This is a genomic window from Streptomyces sp. NPDC043878 (assembly GCF_056435735.1).
Genome location: NZ_JBWKDW010000017.1, coordinates 155,873 through 171,846 on the forward strand (window position 1 = coordinate 155,873; position 15,974 = coordinate 171,846).

Below are 15,974 nucleotides of genomic sequence, written 5' to 3' on the forward strand. Positions count from 1 at the left end.
CCCGTGCGGGGGAGTTGAGCGGCCGCCACGCACAGCTCAGCCGGGTGGTGCAGAATGCTGCCAGACGCCGGTTCGGCCGACTGAGCCTCGGCCGAACCGGCGTCGCCCGCGTGATGTCGCCCGCGTGATGTCGTCTGCGTGATGTCGCCCGCGTGACGGGGGCGAGCCGCCCGACCGGAGGACGCGCCCCTACGGCCGTGGCGTGCACCCGTCTGTGCCGTACGGCCGCCGTAGCGCGGACGCGCCTGTGCCGCACGGCCGTACCGCCTGCACGACGGTGTCGTTCGGCCCGACCGCGCGCGTTTCCAGGCCGGGGCATGTGCCCGGGTCTGCGTGCCCCGCCCTACGTGCCCGGGGCGTACGCCCGAGCCGCCCGCCCGGTCCGTGCCGTCCCGCTCGGGGCGTACGCCCGAGCCGCCCGGTCCGTGCCGTCCCGCTACGCCGTGGGGCGGCCCATCGCCCGGTAGCGCCAGCCCGCGCGGCGCCACACTTCCGGGTCGAGGGCGTTACGGCCGTCGAGGACCACCCGTGCCGCCGCCACCTCGCCCAGCGCCGCCGGGTCCAGCTCGCGGAACTCCCGCCACTCCGTCAGGTGCAGGACCACGTCCGCGCCCCGCACCGCCTCGACCGCCGAGTCGGCGTAGGCGAGGGTCGGGAAGAGCCGGCGGGCGTTGTCCATGCCCTTGGGGTCGTACACCGTCACCTGTCCGCCCTGGAGGTGTATCTGCCCGGCGACGTTGAGCGCGGGCGAGTCCCGGACGTCGTCCGAGTCGGGCTTGAAGGTGGCGCCGAGCACGGCGACCCGCTTGCCCAGGAACGGCCCGCCTCCCAGCACCTGCCGGGCCAGCTCCACCATCTGGCCGCGCTGACGCATGTTGATCGAGTCGATCTCGCGCAGGAAGGTCAGCGCCTGGTCGGCGCCCAGCTCACCGGCGCGCGCCATGAAGGCCCGGATGTCCTTCGGCAGACAGCCGCCGCCGAACCCGATGCCGGCGCGCAGGAACTTCCGGCCGATCCGGTCGTCGTAGCCGATCGCCTCGGCGAGCTTAGCCACGTCGCCGTCCGCGGCCTCGCACACCTCGGCCATGGCGTTGATGAAGGAGATCTTGGTGGCGAGGAAGGAGTTCGCCGAGGTCTTCACCAGTTCGGCGGTCGGGAAGTCGGTGACGACGAACGGCGTGCCCTCGCCCACCGGCGTCATGTACACCTCGCGCAGCAGCTTCTCGGCCCGCTCGCTGCGCACCCCGACCACGATCCGGTCAGGGTGCAGGGTGTCGTCGACCGCGAAGCCCTCACGCAGGAACTCCGGGTTCCAGGCCAGTTCGGCGTCCTCACCGGCCGGCGCGTGCTCGGCGAGGTAGGCGGCCAGCCGGTCCGCGGAGCCGACCGGCACGGTGGACTTGCCCACCACCAGGGCCGGGCCCTTGAGGTGAGGTGCGAGCGAGGCGATGGCGGCGTCGACGTACGACATGTCGCAGGCGTACTCGCCGTGCCGCTGCGGAGTGTTCACGCAGACGAAGTGGACGTCGCCGAACTCCCCGACCTCGGCCCAGTCCATGGTGAAACGCAGCCGCCCGGTGGAGCCCTCGATGCCGGCGACGTGCTTGCGCAGCAGGTCCTCAAGACCGGGCTCGTACATCGGCACCCGGCCCTGCTGGAGCAGGTCGATCTTCTCGGGCACCACGTCGAGCCCCAGCACCTCGAACCCCAGCTCGGCCATGGCGGCGGCGTGCGTGGCGCCGAGGTAGCCGGTGCCGATCACGGTGATCTTGAGGCTCATGGATGCTCCAGAGGGGGACGTCTTCCGCTGCGGTGCCTGATCCTAGTAGGGGCATGACCGAGCCCCGCGACGGGCAACTTTCCCCTTGTCGCCAAGCTCACGTATCACTCGCGTGGGCAGGCCCCTAAAATTTGGGTTACTTAACGGTAATTAGCGCGAGCACCGCAGCGTCTTTGGAGCGTGAGACACCTTGGCCGGATCGGCTGACTTCGACCTGTACCGCCCGTCCGAGGAGCACGACATGCTCCGCGACGCCATCCGCTCGCTGGCCGAGGCGAAGATCGCGCCGCACGCCGCCGCGGTGGACGAGGAAGCCCGCTTCCCGCAGGAGGCGCTCGACGCGCTGGTGGCCGCCGACCTGCACGCCGTCCACGTGCCCGAGGAGTACGGCGGCGCCGGCGCCGACGCGCTGGCCACCGTGATCGTGATCGAGGAGGTCGCCCGCGCCTGCGTGTCCTCCTCCCTGATCCCCGCGGTGAACAAGCTGGGCTCGCTCCCGGTGATCCTCTCCGGCTCCGAGGACCTGAAGAAGAGGTACCTGTCGCCGCTGGCCAAGGGCGACGCGATGTTCTCGTACTGCCTGTCCGAGCCGGACGCCGGTTCGGACGCGGCCGGCATGAAGACGAAGGCCGTCCGCGACGGCGACTCCTACGTCCTCAACGGCGTGAAGCGCTGGATCACCAACGCCGGCGTCTCCGAGTACTACACGGTGATGGCGGTCACCGACCCCTCGAAGCGGAGCAAGGGCATCTCGGCCTTCGTCGTCGAGAAGTCGGACGAGGGTGTCTCCTTCGGCGCCCCGGAGAAGAAGCTCGGCATCAAGGGCTCCCCGACCCGCGAGGTCTACCTTGACAACGTCCGCATCCCGGCGGACCGCATGATCGGCGCCGAGGGCACCGGGTTCGCCACCGCGATGCAGACCCTGGACCACACCCGCATCACCATCGCCGCCCAGGCCCTCGGCGTCGCCCAGGGCGCCCTGGACTACGCCAAGGGCTACGTACGCGAGCGCAAGCAGTTCGGCAAGCCGGTCGCCGACTTCCAGGGCATCCAGTTCATGCTCGCCGACATGGCCATGAAGGTGGAGGCCGCGCGGCAGCTGACGTACGCGGCGGCGGCCAAGTCCCAGCGCGGCGACAGCGACCTCACCTTCCAGGGCGCGGCCGCGAAGTGCTTCGCCTCGGACGTGGCGATGGAGGTCACCACGGACGCGGTGCAGCTGCTCGGCGGGTACGGCTACACCCGGGACTACCCGGTCGAGCGGATGATGCGGGACGCGAAGATCACGCAGATTTATGAGGGCACGAACCAAGTCCAGCGGATCGTGATGGCGCGGAACCTGCCGTAATCCGGCGCACCCTCCACACCCGGCACAGCGGCCCCCGGTGTCACGCCGGGGGCTTCCGTGTGTCCGGCCGGTCCCGTCCGTCCTGTGGCGGCGGGGGGCCGGTGGGCGTAGGACGGGTAGGGCAAGGGGCTTTCCCCGAGCCCCCTCACCCCCAGGAGGAGCCATGCAGCAGCCCACCACGACCACCATGACCAAGGAGATGCAGGACTGCGTCGAGGCGTGCATGTCCTGCCACACAGTCTGCGAGGAGACCATGAGCTCCTGCATGCAGATGGGCGGCCAGGCCCAGATGCAGATCATGCGCGCGCTCATGGACTGCTCCGAGATGACGCGCATCTGCTCCGACATGATGATGCGCCGCTCGCCGATGTCGGCCGAGATGTGCGCGTTGTGCGCCCGGGCCTGCGACATGTGCGCCGAGGCGTGTATGTCCATGCCGGACGATCCGCAGATGACGCGCTGCGCGCAGGCGTGCCGACGCTGCGCGGAGATGTGCCGCACGATGGCGGGCGCCACCACGATGTGACCCACGCCGGAACGACGTCGGGGGCGCCTCCGGGCGCCCCCGACGTGCGCGCTAGCCCGGGTAGCCGTTCCGCAGGACGCGCCGCGCGGTGGTGCTCCGCGCGCCGGCGAGCTCCGTGGCGATCCGCTGCCCGCGCTCCTCGCCGGTCACGACGGCCGCGTCCAGGGCCGGTCCGGCGAGCAGGCCCGTGCGCCGCAGATGCGTCGGCGGGTGTGTCGCGTCGACGCTGTGCCCCCGCAGGGCGCCGACCCGCCGGAGCCGCTCGTACTCGTACTCCGGGATGGACGCCATGTGCGCGGCGAGCCGCTCCCACAGTCCGTCCGCCCGGTCCTGCTCGCCGGTCCGTCCGCCCCGGCGGGGACCACGCAGGGCGCCCTGGTTGGCCTCGCGCCGCAGGGTCGTGGCGGCCGAGTCCACGACCAGCAGCCGGTCCATGAGCCCCACGGCCGCCTCGGTGGACGCGGCCCGGCCGGCGACGCCGTCGGCGAGGTACTCGGCGCGCTGGGTGGCGCGCAGCGTCAGCTGGTCGAGCAGCATCAGGACGCCGGTGACGAACAGGTGCGGCACCAGGCAGGCCGCGTTGACGACCATCTGGACGATGTTCGGGTTCGAGGTGGGGGCGAAGAAGTAGCGCCAGGCGGTCAGCGAACGGCAGGCGGTCGCGACGACCAGTCCGTGGCGGGTGTCCCCGTTGCCGTAGTGGCCGAGCTCGTGGCCCAGCAGGGCGATGCGCTGGTGCGGCGTCAGGATCTCCCACAGGGGCAGCCCCAGCGTCAGCAGCCGCCGTCCCCGGAGGTCGTACGTCGTCACGCTCGCGTTGAGCTCCGTGCCGACGGCGATCGCGTCCACCCCGCGGGTGCCGGCGACCCGGGCGATCTCGTCGACCAGCGCGAACAGCTCGGGTGCCGTGTCGCGGCGCAGCACCGGCTCGTCGTCGGGCAGTCCGGGCACCCGCGGCCGCAGGGCCCAGGCCAGCGCGAGCGGGAACAGGCCGAGCGCCATGGAGGGTCCGCCCCAGCGGTGGACGATCCACCAGACCCCGCCGGCGAGGAGCACCAGCGTCAGCGCGTGCACGGCGAGAGCGATGGCGTAGGCGAGGAGGGTGGAGGCGTCCGGCCCCGCTCGCAGTTCCGTCCCGGCCGTCACGTCGGCGAGCAGCTTCGCGCCGTGCCGCCGGGCGAGCGCCCGCCGGGTCCGCTCCAGCAGTCCCGGCCGCTCCTCGGGGCGCGCCGGATCGACGTTCCAGTCGCAGTCGGCGCACCAGACGGTGAACCGGCGGTCCGCCCTGATCTCGGTCCCGCACCGCGGACACGGCTGAGTCGTCCCTTCCGCGACGACGGTCATCGTCGCCCTCCCCTCCTCGCGGCCCCTCCCCAGGAACCGCCTGTACATGACAGCCCTAGCTGATCATGGGGTCGGTCCCGGGTAAAGCCGGAAAGAGGAGCGGGCGGCCGCGAGAGGCGGCCGCCCGGGGGAGAGGTTCCGGCTCAGCTGCCGGAGACCGTCACCTTCTCGTCGTTGTTCAGCTCGTTCACCAGCGTCTTGACCTTCGCCTTGTCCCACAGGAGGTTGCCGCCGCTGGAGCCCGAGATCGGCATGTTCATGGAGGTGCCGTCGCCGCCGTTGACGCCCTTCATCGCGAAGAACATCGACCCCAGGTCGTACAGGCCCATGTCCTTGTCGACGATCAGGGTGTCCAGGCCCGCGCTCATCGTCGGGTAGAGCTTGAAGGGGTTCAGGACGGTCGACGGGGTCGCCACCTGGTGGGCGAGGGCGGCCAGGAACTTCTGCTGGTTCTTGGTGCGCTCCAGGTCGGACGCCGCGAAGGCGTGCCGGGTGCGGACGAAGGCGAGGGCCTCCTCGCCGTTCAGGGTCTGCTTGCCCGCCTTGAAGTCGGCGCCGGAGTACTTGTCCTTGAACGCCTTGTCGATGGTGATGTCGACGCCGCCGACAGCGTCCACGATGCTCGCGAACCCGGCGAAGCCGATCTCCACGTAGTGGTCGATGCGCAGCCCGGTGTTGAACTCGACGGCGCGCACCAGCAGCGTCGGCCCGTCCTCGGCGTAGGCGGCGTTCAGCTTCACGTGCCGGCCGGTGCCCTTGAAGGTCTTGCCGGACTGCGAGCCGACGTACGTCGGGATCTCCACGTCGGAGTCGCGCGGCAGCGAGATGAGCGTGTCGCCGTTGCCGCCGACGTGCAGGATCATCATCGAGTCGGTGCGCTTGCCGTCGGCGGAACCGGTGTGCAGGTCCTTCTTCTCCGCCGCGGACAGGCCCTCGCGGCTGTCGGAGCCGACGATCAGGTAGTTGGTGCCGTCGCCCCCGTCGGGCCGGTCGACGACCTTGGAGAGGTCGACCTCCCGCTTCAGCTTGGAGTCGGCCCAGAAGTACGTGCCGACGGTCGTCACGACCAGCACCGTCACCACGGTGATCGCCGTCCACTTGATGCGGCGGCGCCAGTCCGGCGCGGGGCGGGGGCCGCGGCCGGCCGGTCCGCCGGGACCGCCGCCGCCGGGAGCCCCGTAGACGTGGCCGGTGTTGTAGCCGCTGTCATAGGTGTCGCCGTAGCCGGCGTCGTGGCCCTGGCCGTCGACGTACGTCGGCTGCTGCGGCACCCCGCCGCCGTACGGCGGCGCCGCGGGCTCGCGGCGGACCTGCCGCATGACACGGGCACTCTCGGGCTGCGCGTTCGCGCTGCCGCGTCCGTAGCGGTTGTCACGGTCGTCGCGGGACCGTCCCTCGGGCCAATCGTTCATGGGCCCCAGTGTGCAGGGCAGGGGTATGTGCCTTACAAGGTTCGTCGGAAAATCAGGGCAGTGCTGTTGCCAAGCTGACACAAATTCCCCGATTGTCACCCCGGCATAAGGTGGGGGCCATGACAGACCAGGCCCCCGCCGCGGAACCGGCAGCCGCGGACCTCCCCGGCAAGCCCACCTCGGCGTCCCGCACCACGCTCAGCCACATCATGACCCACGCCGACACCAACCTCCTGGGCACCGTGCACGGTGGCGTGATCATGAAGCTGGTCGACGACGCGGCCGGCGCGGTGGCCGGCCGGCACAGCGGCGGGCCCGCGGTCACCGCGTCCATGGACGAGATGGCGTTCCTCGAACCGGTCCGCGTCGGTGACCTGGTCCATGTGAAGGCCCAGGTCAACTGGACCGGCCGGACCTCCATGGAGGTCGGGGTCCGGGTCCTCGCCGAGCGCTGGAACGAGTCCACCCCGCCCACCCAGGTCGGGTCCGCGTACCTGGTCTTCGCGGCGGTCGACGCCGACGGCAAGCCGCGCCGGGTGCCGCCGGTGGTCCCGGAGACCGAGCGGGACGAGCGTCGCCGCCAGGAGGCCCAGATCCGCCGGACCCACCGCCTGGCCCGGCGGAGGGCGATCATGGAACTGCGGGAGAAGCGGGCCGCCGAGGGCCTCGCGGACTGACGCTCACGGCCTCCGGGCCCTCCCACCGTCCCTCACGTGCAGCCCACCTGGTCGCCCGTGGCGGCCCCGAACTCGCCCTGGTACGGGTCGTCGGCCCGCACCCTGCGCACCTGCCGGAAGTCGGTCCCCGCGACGACCTTCAGGACGGCTCCCTGTCCCTTCACCGCCCGCAGCTCGCTGCCCGGCAGCGCCGCCGCCAGCGACTTCGCCGAACGGTCCCAGCGGGGGTCGTAGGCCACGACGGTCCGCCGGGTGGAGTGACCGGGCGCACTGGTCGGCACCCGTGTCGTGCGGAACCCGGTCGCCGCGAGCGCCGCGTCGACCCGCCTGCCGAGCCCTTCCGTGGCGGTCCCGTTCTCCACCTGGACCAGGATCTGCTGCGGGGCCACGTCCACCCGCACGACCCGGCTCCTGGGCCGGTGCACGGCCAGCGGCCGGTCCTCGCGCAGCGCCCGGAAGAGCCGCCCGGCCTTGTCCGCGTCCCACTTCAGGGTCGAGCCGACGCCCTTCACGAGGTAGCCCATCTGCCCGATCGGCACCGTGGTGAACTCCGACGAGGAGGGCGAGAAGTTGCGCATCGCCCGCCCCAGGTCGAGGAGTTCGCCCGTGCCGAAGCCCTTGTCGGCCCGGACCGAGCCGAGCACCGCCCGGGTGACGTCCCGGAACCGCATCGGGTTCAGCAGCACCCCGGAGGAGGTCGCCCGCTCGAGGAGACCGGCCAGGAACCGCTGCTGGCGCTGCATGCGGCCGAGGTCGGAGGCGCCGTCGACGTGCCGCGAGCGGACGTACTGGAGGGCCTGCCCGCCGCGCAGGGTGTGCAGGCCGGCCGGCAGGTCCAGCCCGGTGTAGGTGTCCTTCAGCGGCTCCGTGGTGCAGATCGGGACCCCGCCGAGCGCGTCCACGGTCCGCATGAAGCTGGTGAAGTCGACCTCCAGGTAGTGGTCGATCTTCACGTGGGTCATGTCCTCGACCGTGCGCACAGTCAGCTGCGGACCGCCCTCCGCGTACGCCGCGTTGAGCTTGAGGGGGTGCCCGGCGTGCTGCTTCCCGGAGACCTGGTCGGCGTGCGCGGGCGTCATGGCGTACGAGTCGCGGGGCAGGCTGACCACGCTCGCGCGCTCCCGGTCCTCCGAGATGTGCACGATCATGATCGTGTCGGTGCAGTGGCAGGGGGCGCCGCCGAGCCGGTATCTGCGCCGGTCCTGCTCGGTGATCCGGTCGCGGCCGTCGGTGCCGACCAGCAGCACGTTCATGCCGTTGCCCGCCTGCGGCCGGTTCTTCATGTCCTTGAACGGGTCGACCCGTTCGATGTCCGCGTCCAGGCTGGTGACGACCGCGTGCCCGATGCCGGCCGAGGCGAGCACCACGACGGACAGCGTGGTCACCGCCCGCATGGCCCAGCGGGGCTTCTTCCGCCGTACGGGTGGATGCGGCGCACCGGCGGGCCGGGGCCGGCGCTGCGGGGGTCGGGTGGGTGAGCCGGGCGGCGTGGGCATGGGGGAACACCTCCGCGAGGGCCGTACGTGGGATCCTGAGCACCGTAAGCCCATACGATCTGCGGACCGGGCGGCGCTCCGGGCGGCGCGCAACGCTGTCCCCCGTTCGCGGTAACGTGATCCCCCTATGAACGCCAAGCCCGACGTGCGTCTCCCCGCCGTATCTGTGATCATGCCCGTCCTCAACGAGGAGCGGCATCTGCGCGGAGCCGTCCAAGCGATCCTCGCGCAGGAGTACGACGGCGAGATGGAGGTCGTGATCGCCCTCGGTCCCTCCACGGACCGCACGGACGAGATCGCCGCCGAGCTCGTACGGGAGGACCCGCGCGTCCACACCGTGCCGAACCCCACCGGCCGCACCCCCGCCGCCCTCAACGCCGCCATCAAGGCATCCCGCCATCCGGTCGTCGTCCGCGTCGACGGGCACGGCATGCTCTCGCCGGACTACATCACCACCGCCGTACGGCTCCTGGAGGAGACCGGCGCGCAGAACGTCGGCGGCATCATGCACGCCGAGGGCGAGACCGACTGGGAGCACGCCGTCGCCGCCGCCATGACCTCGAAGATCGGGGTCGGCAACGCCGCCTTCCACACCGGCGGCCGGGCCCAGCAGGCCGAGACGGTCTACCTGGGTGTGTTCCGGCGCGAGGCGCTGGAGCAACAGGGCGGCTACAACGAGGAGTTCATCCGCGCCCAGGACTGGGAGCTGAACTTCCGCATCCGCGAGGCGGGCGGCCTGATCTGGTTCTCGCCGGAGCTGAGGGTGTCCTACCGGCCGCGGCCGAGCGTGAAGGCGCTCGCCAAGCAGTACAAGGACTACGGCCGCTGGCGGCACGTCGTCGCCCGCTACCACGAGGGCTCCATCAACCTGCGCTACCTCGCCCCGCCGACCGCCGTGTGCGCCATCGCGGCCGGCCTGGTCGTCGGTGTCACGCTCACGCCCTGGGGGCTGGTGGTCCCGGGCGGCTACCTGGCGGTGATCGCGGCCGGCTCGGCGCTCACCGGCAAGGGGCTGCCCCTCAGGGCGCGTCTGCAGATACCGGTCGCGCTCGCCACCATGCACATGTCGTGGGGCTGGGGCTTCCTGACCAGCCCCAGGTCACTGGCGAAGCGGGTCATCGCCTCCCGTCGCCCCGCGGTACTCAGCTCCAACTGAGCGCTGTTCCGCGCTGATCGGCACCGGGTGTGCCGCCGTCTCGCGGTGCTCAGTTCCGGGTGTGTCGCCGTCCTGTTGTGCTCAGCGCCGGTCGAGGGCCGTCCCGTTGTGCTCAGCGTCGGTCGAGTGCTGGCCCGCGGTGCTCAGTTCCGGGTGTGTCGCCGTCCCGCGGTGCTCAGCGCCGGCCGGGTGCCGCGGGACGGCCGTTCGCGGTCGCCGCTACCAGCGGTATGGCTTGTAGACGTCCATGCATTTCTTCTCCGTGCCGTTGATGGCGTCGGCGTTGCCGGGCAGGTCGCCCGCCGCCGGTTTCTTCTGCTTCGGGTAGGCCGTCCCGGTGCGCCAGTCGGCCCCCACGACGAGCGTGACGCCGGAGACGTCGGTCGACTTCTTCACCGAACTCAGCGGAATCCCCAGCGACTTGGCGACCGCCTGGGCGTCGCCCTCCAGCTCGGCGCTCGGGTAGCGGACGACTGTCTTGTCCTCGGACAGCCCGGCCGCCGGGTCCGTCGCCGCCTTCGTGAAGCCCTTCTCCGCCAGCCGCTGGGCGATCTCCCGGGCGCGGCCGGAGACCGGGCCGAGGGTGGAGGTGGCGGTGGCGTTGCGCACCGCGACGCCGATCTCGCCGTCCGCCGCGGCCGGGTCCTTCGACGCCTTCTCCCCGTCCGACGCCCCGGAGCCCTTCACGTCCGAGCCCTTGCCCTTGTCGTCGAAGGCCACGTCGTCGCGGAGCATCGACCACACCTTCTCGGCGTTGGCTCCGTCCGGCACCACGTGGTTGCGGTCCTGGCTGTCCTCGACGACCGGCATGGTCGTCATCGTGATGCGGTTCGTCGGCACCGTCTTCAGCTGCATGCCGAGGTCGTAGAGCTTCTTGACCGTGCCGATCTCCTCGGAGACCGTCAGCGACTTGGTGGCCGACTCGGCCAGGTTCATCAGCCGCCCGGTGTCGGTGAAGACGTTCTGGCCCTTCAGCGTGCGGATCATCGAGTTCATGTACATGTGCTGGGCCCGGGCGCGCAGCAGGTCGCTGCCCCAGGCGTGCCGGGTGCGCAGCCACTGCAGGGCCTGCTTGCCCTTGACCTTCTTCGAGCCCGCCGCCAGCTTCAGACCCGAGCCGCCGGGCACGCCGGGCAGCGGGCGGTCCCACACGTTCTGGTTGACGCAGACCTCGACCCCGCCGATCGCGTCCGCCATGCTCACCACGCCGGCGAAGTCGATCGTCATCCAGTGGTCGATGTAGACCCCGGTGAGGTTCTCCCAGGTGGCCAGCGTGCAGCCGGCGCCGCCGCGGCCCAGCGACTCGTTGATGATCCGGTTGGTCGCCGGGTAGGTCTGGCCCGTCTTCGGGTCCGTGCACTTGGGGATGTCGACGCGGGTGTCCCGCGGGATGCTCACCACGGCGGCGCTCCTGCGGTCCGCGGACAGGTGGATGAGCATCTGCACGTCGCCCAGCGGCGGGCTGTCGCGGTCGTTCTTACCGCCGCCCAGCGCCACGTTGGCGTCCGAGGCGCGGCTGTCGGAGCCGATCAGCAGGATGTTGACGGGCGTCTGCCCGGCGGCGTTCGCGTCCGCCCTGCGGGCCTTGGAGTCGCCGCTGCTGCGCTGCCCCTTCTCGATGTTGCCGTTGAGGTGCTCGTAGTAGAGGTATCCGGCGCCGGCCGTCCCGAGTATCAGCACCGCCAGGGTCGTCGCGGACCAGCGGAGCACCCGGTGCTTGCGGCGCGGTGCGACCCGGCGTCTGCCGAGGCCGCCGCTGTCACCCCCCGCGTTCCCGCCGCTGCCGCCGCCCGCCCGCACCTTTTGACGACCGTGCGGAACGCCGTGGCGCGTCCCTTCCCCCTGCACACTGTTCTGCGTCACTCTCCCCGTCCTCCCACCCCTGGTCGCGTCCGAAGACATGACCTCGCGCCCATGCGACGGGCCTGCCGTACGTCCCCTTAGACGTACGACAGGCCCGTCAGGTCACCTCACGAACTCAACTGGCGCACTTGACCTCGTTGGCCGTGGACTTGTCCACGTCCGGCGCCTGCGAGGAGGCGTCGAGCTTCACCCCGGCGCCCTTGAAGTCCTTGCCCAGGGTCAGTGTCATCGTCGGCAGGCCCTGGGAGTTGGTCACGCTCTCGCCGACCTTCATCGCGGAGCCGGACAGCCCCATGATGTCGGCGAGCCGGCGCGCCTGGGCCGCCTGGGCGGGAGCGTACTCGAGGCGCGTCTTCGACAGGGCCGCCTCCGCGTTGCCCGCGTTCTCCGACTTGGTGACGCCCTCGTCGTTCTGCAGCCAGGCGAGCGTCTCCTGGGCGCTCCCGGCCGCGGCACCGCCGTTGAAGACGCGCACCCGCACCTCGGAAGCGGCGGACTTGGTGCCCTTGAGCCGGGCGGCGACCGCGGCCTTCTCCTTCTTCTTCTGTGCCTTCACCGCGGTGAGGGACACATCGTCCTTGATGGTCCGGAACAGGGCGGGGGCCTTGTCCTGGTTCAGGACGACCGTGGCCTTGACCTTCTCGGCCGGGTTGTCGAGCACCGGCACCGTGGTGAAGGACAGGTTCTTGGTGTTGAGCTTGCCGAGCTCCAGCCCCAGGTCCTTCAGCTTGCTGATGCTGTCCAGCTTGGAGTCGACGGTCAGCGCCTTCGTGCCGGCCTCGGCGAGCTTGATCATCTTCGTGGGGCTGGTGAGCGTGTCGTTCGACTTCAGCTTGCGCATGAGCGAGCTGAGGAACTGCTGCTGGATCTGGATGCGGCTCAGGTCGCCGCCGAAGCCCACCGAGTGCCGGGTGCGCACGAACGCCAGCGCCTGCTCGCCCTCGATGGTGTGCGTGCCCTTGGACAGCTTCAGGTGCGAGTCCGCGTCGTCGATGTCCTTGGCGAGGCACACCTCGACGCCGCCCACCGCAGAGGTCAGCGTCTTGACCGCGTTGAAGTCGGCGACGATGAAGTTGTCCGGGGTGATCCCGGTCAGCTCCGTCACCGTGCGCATGGTGCAGCTCGGCGTCCGGTCGTCCTGGCCGAGGCTGGTGTTGAAGCGGACGTTCTCGGTGCCCCCGATGACCTTCGTGCTGCCGTCCTTCTGCTTGGTCTCGCAGTCGGGGACGTTCACGATCAGGTCGCGCGGGATGCTGAGCGCGGTCGCGTTCGTACGGTCCTTGGAGAGGTGCAGCAGGATCGTGGTGTCGGCGTGCCCCACGCTGCCGGAGTCGCCGTAACCCTCGTTGCCCGAGCCGGTGCGCTTGTCGGTGCCGATCAGCAGCAGGTTGATGGCCTTGTCCTTGCTGAAGCCACCGGTGCTCGCGCCGTCGTCGGACACGGACTGGATGTTGCCGTTGAGGTGCTCCAGGTAGAGGTAGGCCGCCCCGGCGGTGCCCACCAGCACGAAGGCCATGACGCCGCCGGTCCACAGCAGCGTCTTCTTGGCCTTCGACTTCTTCTGCACCGGCCGGCGTCCGCGCCGGCCCGGCGGCGGTTCCTCGGGCACGCCACGCCGCCGGCGCGGGGCCGGGACCTCGCGTCCGGGGATCGTCTCGGTGTCCCGTCCCGGCGCGGCCGTACGGCCCCGGGCACCGTTACCGGCGGGGGCAGGCCTGGCCGCCCTCCGCGGTCCGGGCACCGCCGGTTGCGGTGCGGAGGGAGCCAGTCGCAGTTCGTATTCGCCGGTGTTCGGGTTGATCACCCACTGGTCTGCGGGGTCGATGTCGTCCGCCCGCCCACGGCCTTGCGCGTCCACGGTTGTCTGAATCCTCCGTCGGGGCCACGCGGCGCCTGTCCCCCCCAGGCGCTCGGGTCTCGGTCACAGAGTGCACGACCCCAGGTCGGTCCTTGCGGCCGGGTGCACCGGATCGCTCACACTATCCGCCCAGTTCAGCGTTCAGGGACGTCAGTGACAAATTCCACGTCCCTACACCCGGGCAATTCGCCCATTTTATTGGACATTTGTTCGTCACCTTGGCTATTGCTTTACCCGCAGGTGTCGTCGGCGGCGTTGTTGCCGCGGAACGTGGGTGCGGGGGAGGTGGGGGCCGTGGGCTCATCGGACTGCTTTCCGGCGGACTCGACGCCGAGGCGGACCCCGTTCCGGTAACCCTTTCCGTACGCCGTGTAGTCGTACGATTGCTCGTACGACACGCCGTTCCCGCTCTCGTACGAGTTCTTTTCGGCGCCCGCGGTCGAATCGCGGCTTTTCGTCGTGGAATTCGCCGCGGCCCCCTTCGTGACCACCACCGGCGCGTCCGCGCGCAGTTGTGCGAACAGCTTCTGCGCCTCGGGTTCCACGAGCTGGTCGCGATTGGCGTTGTAGACGTACGACTCCCGCGGCACGGTCAGGAATTGCACACGTTCGGCGGGAATGTCACGTATCCCGCGCACGAGTTCGTACAGGCCGCGCAGACTCGCCAGGTCCGGGTCGGTGGTCAGCGACGAGGTCGCCGCGTCCAGGACGGGATACAGCCGCGCCGGATTCAGCAGGACGTCGTTGCTCTGCACCTTGTTGACGAGCGCGCCGAGGAACCGCTGCTGGCGGTCCATGCGGTCGGTGTCGCTGCCGTCGCCCAGGGACTTGCGGGCGCGGACGTAGCCGAGGGCCTGCTCGCCGTCGAGCAGCACCCGGCCCGCCGGCAGCCGCAGCCTGGCGGCCTTGTCGCGGATCGGCGCCGTCAGGCACACCTGGACGCCGTCGACCGCGTCGACCATGTCCTTGAAGCCGTGGAAGTCGATGACCATGTGATGGTCGATGCGGATGTCCGTGAGCATCTCCACGGTGCGGATCGTGCAGGCCGAACCACCCACCTGGAACGCGTGGTTGAACATCGCGAACATGGGAGCGGTGCGGGTGCCGTCCGGGCGCCGGCAACCGGGCACGTCCACCATCAGGTCGCGGGGGAGCGAGACGGCGGTGGCGCTGTGCCGGCCCGCCGACAGGTGCAGCAGGATGGTGGTGTCGGACCGCTCGGTCCCCGAGTCCCGCCCGTAACGGGAGTTGTCGTCCCCGGCGCGCGAGTCCGACCCGATCAGCAGGATGTTCTGCGCGTCCCGGACGAGCGACGTCGGCCGCTCCTTCTCGTAGCGCGCCAGCTCGTCCGCGGCCGCGTCGTCCGCCGTGATGTTCCCGTCGAGCTTCGCGTACACCGCCCAGCCGCCCCCGGCGGCCGCCACCACCAGCACGGCGACCCCGATCCCGGTCCACCGCACCCACCGCCGGCGGCGTCGTCGCACCAGCCCCCGCCCGGTCGCGGACGCCCCGGCTCCCGGCCCGAAGGTCCCTGCGGTGCCCTGGCGTCCGGAGGCGGTGCCCTCGGTGTCGGTCACGTGTGGAACCACCCCTCATGGCGTGTGAGCGTCTCGGGAGTGCTGCTCCTACGACCATGGCGTGAACCGGGTGCGAGGGGTGGCTGGAACTGGGCCGAACGGGCGACGCCCCGGGGCGGCTACCTGGCCGTCGCCGTCACCCGCTCGTTCTCCACGCGCCGGGCCACGGTCTCCTCGTCCGACCGGTCCAGATGACGGCACAGCACCACGGAGCCGCCGGTGGCGAGCGGCGCGTACAGCCCGGCGCAGAGTCCGCCCCAGCTGTCGTACGGCAGCCCGGACAGCAGTCTGGAACCGGGTCCCGTCAGTCCGAGGGCGACCGCCTCCGCCCGCGCCCGTTCCACGACCTCCGCGCCGCTGAACTCCCGCCCGGCCACGACCAGCGCGGGCTCCTCCGGGTCCACCGGAGCGAACGGGGCGAACCGGTCGCCCTGGCCCGGTACCTCGACCGCGTAGTCGGCGAAGCCGGCCGGCGGCTGCGGGAACCGCCCGCCGAGCGGCCGCAGGGCGAGCGCGATCCGCTCCCCGCCGCACGCCCGTGCCGCCTCCAGCGTGTCCGGCCCGCTCACCACGAGGTCGGCCGCCGCCGGATCGCCCGCCAAGTCCGCGATCACTCCCACCGACGAGCACGCCAGCAGCCACACCGCCGTCTGCCAGTGCGCGGGCAGCAGCAGCGCGACCCGGTCGCCGGGCTCCGCGCCGAGGTCGCCCTGGAGGAGGTTGGAGGTCTTGGCCACCCAATTGGCGAAGGTGGCCACGGACAGTTCGACCCGTTCGCCCGTGGCGTCGTCGTAGAAGGTCACCAGGGGGCGTCCGGGGTCCGCGGCGAGCGCGGAACGCAGCAGGTCGGCGGGGGTACGGTCGGTGGCGTTCACGCGCGGAAGCCTACGCGGGCGGGAGGGGGCGCGCCCCACCCCGGGGCCACCGGTTCGGCGCA

The 15,974-nt window shown here is 71.2% G+C and carries 12 protein-coding genes; 4 read left to right on the forward strand and 8 right to left on the reverse strand.

Going from position 1 to position 15,974, the window contains the following annotated elements; translation table 11 throughout:
• Positions 1-436 precede the first annotated feature (436 nt).
• Positions 437-1,780, reverse strand: a complete 1,344-nt coding sequence (locus AC07AZ_RS23895; RefSeq protein ID WP_478850924.1) for a UDP-glucose dehydrogenase family protein — start codon at positions 1,778-1,780, stop codon at positions 437-439.
• A 190-nt stretch (positions 1,781-1,970) separates the two neighbouring features.
• Between AC07AZ_RS23895 and AC07AZ_RS23900 the strand changes: the two genes are divergently transcribed.
• Together AC07AZ_RS23900 and AC07AZ_RS23905 are read left to right on the forward strand one after the other, a co-directional pair.
• Positions 1,971-3,128 carry an acyl-CoA dehydrogenase family protein gene (locus tag AC07AZ_RS23900; protein ID WP_478850926.1) on the forward strand — a complete coding sequence of 386 codons (1,158 nt, stop codon included), beginning with the start codon at positions 1,971-1,973 and terminating at the stop codon, positions 3,126-3,128.
• Positions 3,129-3,291: 163 nt separating this feature from the next.
• Positions 3,292-3,654, forward strand: coding sequence for a four-helix bundle copper-binding protein (locus tag AC07AZ_RS23905; protein ID WP_478850928.1), 363 nt, complete (start codon positions 3,292-3,294; stop codon positions 3,652-3,654).
• Between the two features lie 51 nt (positions 3,655-3,705).
• Here the strand turns inward: AC07AZ_RS23905 and AC07AZ_RS23910 are convergent, their stop codons facing one another.
• Positions 3,706-4,998 (reverse strand): M48 family metalloprotease, encoded by a 1,293-nt coding sequence (locus AC07AZ_RS23910; protein WP_478850930.1) that lies wholly within the window; start codon positions 4,996-4,998, stop codon positions 3,706-3,708.
• 143 nt (positions 4,999-5,141) lie between these two features.
• Positions 5,142-6,410 (reverse strand): LCP family protein, encoded by a 1,269-nt coding sequence (locus tag AC07AZ_RS23915; protein ID WP_478850932.1) that lies wholly within the window; start codon positions 6,408-6,410, stop codon positions 5,142-5,144.
• A gap of 119 nt (positions 6,411-6,529) precedes the next feature.
• Here AC07AZ_RS23915 and AC07AZ_RS23920 point away from each other — a divergent pair, with 119 nt between their 5' ends.
• On the forward strand, positions 6,530-7,087 hold the full coding sequence (locus AC07AZ_RS23920) for an acyl-CoA thioesterase (protein ID WP_478850934.1): 558 nt from the start codon (positions 6,530-6,532) through the stop codon (positions 7,085-7,087).
• Positions 7,088-7,119: 32 nt separating this feature from the next.
• On the opposite strand, the gene AC07AZ_RS23925 is transcribed toward AC07AZ_RS23920, so the two are convergent.
• On the reverse strand, positions 7,120-8,583 hold the full coding sequence (locus tag AC07AZ_RS23925) for an LCP family protein (RefSeq protein WP_478850936.1): 1,464 nt from the start codon (positions 8,581-8,583) through the stop codon (positions 7,120-7,122).
• Positions 8,584-8,710: 127 nt separating this feature from the next.
• Here AC07AZ_RS23925 and AC07AZ_RS23930 point away from each other — a divergent pair, with 127 nt between their 5' ends.
• Positions 8,711-9,739, forward strand: coding sequence for a glycosyltransferase family 2 protein (locus AC07AZ_RS23930; protein ID WP_478850938.1), 1,029 nt, complete (start codon positions 8,711-8,713; stop codon positions 9,737-9,739).
• A gap of 219 nt (positions 9,740-9,958) precedes the next feature.
• On the opposite strand, the gene AC07AZ_RS23935 is transcribed toward AC07AZ_RS23930, so the two are convergent.
• The 4 genes from AC07AZ_RS23935 to AC07AZ_RS23950 all read right to left on the reverse strand — a co-directional run bounded on the left by AC07AZ_RS23935 (position 9,959) and on the right by AC07AZ_RS23950 (position 15,912).
• Positions 9,959-11,641: an LCP family protein gene (locus AC07AZ_RS23935; RefSeq protein ID WP_478850940.1), complete on the reverse strand. Its 1,683-nt coding sequence runs from the start codon at positions 11,639-11,641 to the stop codon at positions 9,959-9,961.
• Positions 11,642-11,717: 76 nt separating this feature from the next.
• Positions 11,718-13,460 (reverse strand): LCP family protein, encoded by a 1,743-nt coding sequence (locus AC07AZ_RS23940; RefSeq protein WP_478850942.1) that lies wholly within the window; start codon positions 13,458-13,460, stop codon positions 11,718-11,720.
• 230 nt (positions 13,461-13,690) lie between these two features.
• The gene (locus tag AC07AZ_RS23945; protein ID WP_478850944.1) at positions 13,691-15,037 is read right to left on the reverse strand and encodes an LCP family protein; all 1,347 of its coding nucleotides are present in this window, start codon (positions 15,035-15,037) and stop codon (positions 13,691-13,693) included.
• 119 nt (positions 15,038-15,156) lie between these two features.
• Positions 15,157-15,912 carry a TIGR03089 family protein gene (locus AC07AZ_RS23950; protein WP_478850946.1) on the reverse strand — a complete coding sequence of 252 codons (756 nt, stop codon included), beginning with the start codon at positions 15,910-15,912 and terminating at the stop codon, positions 15,157-15,159.
• Positions 15,913-15,974 lie beyond the last annotated feature (62 nt).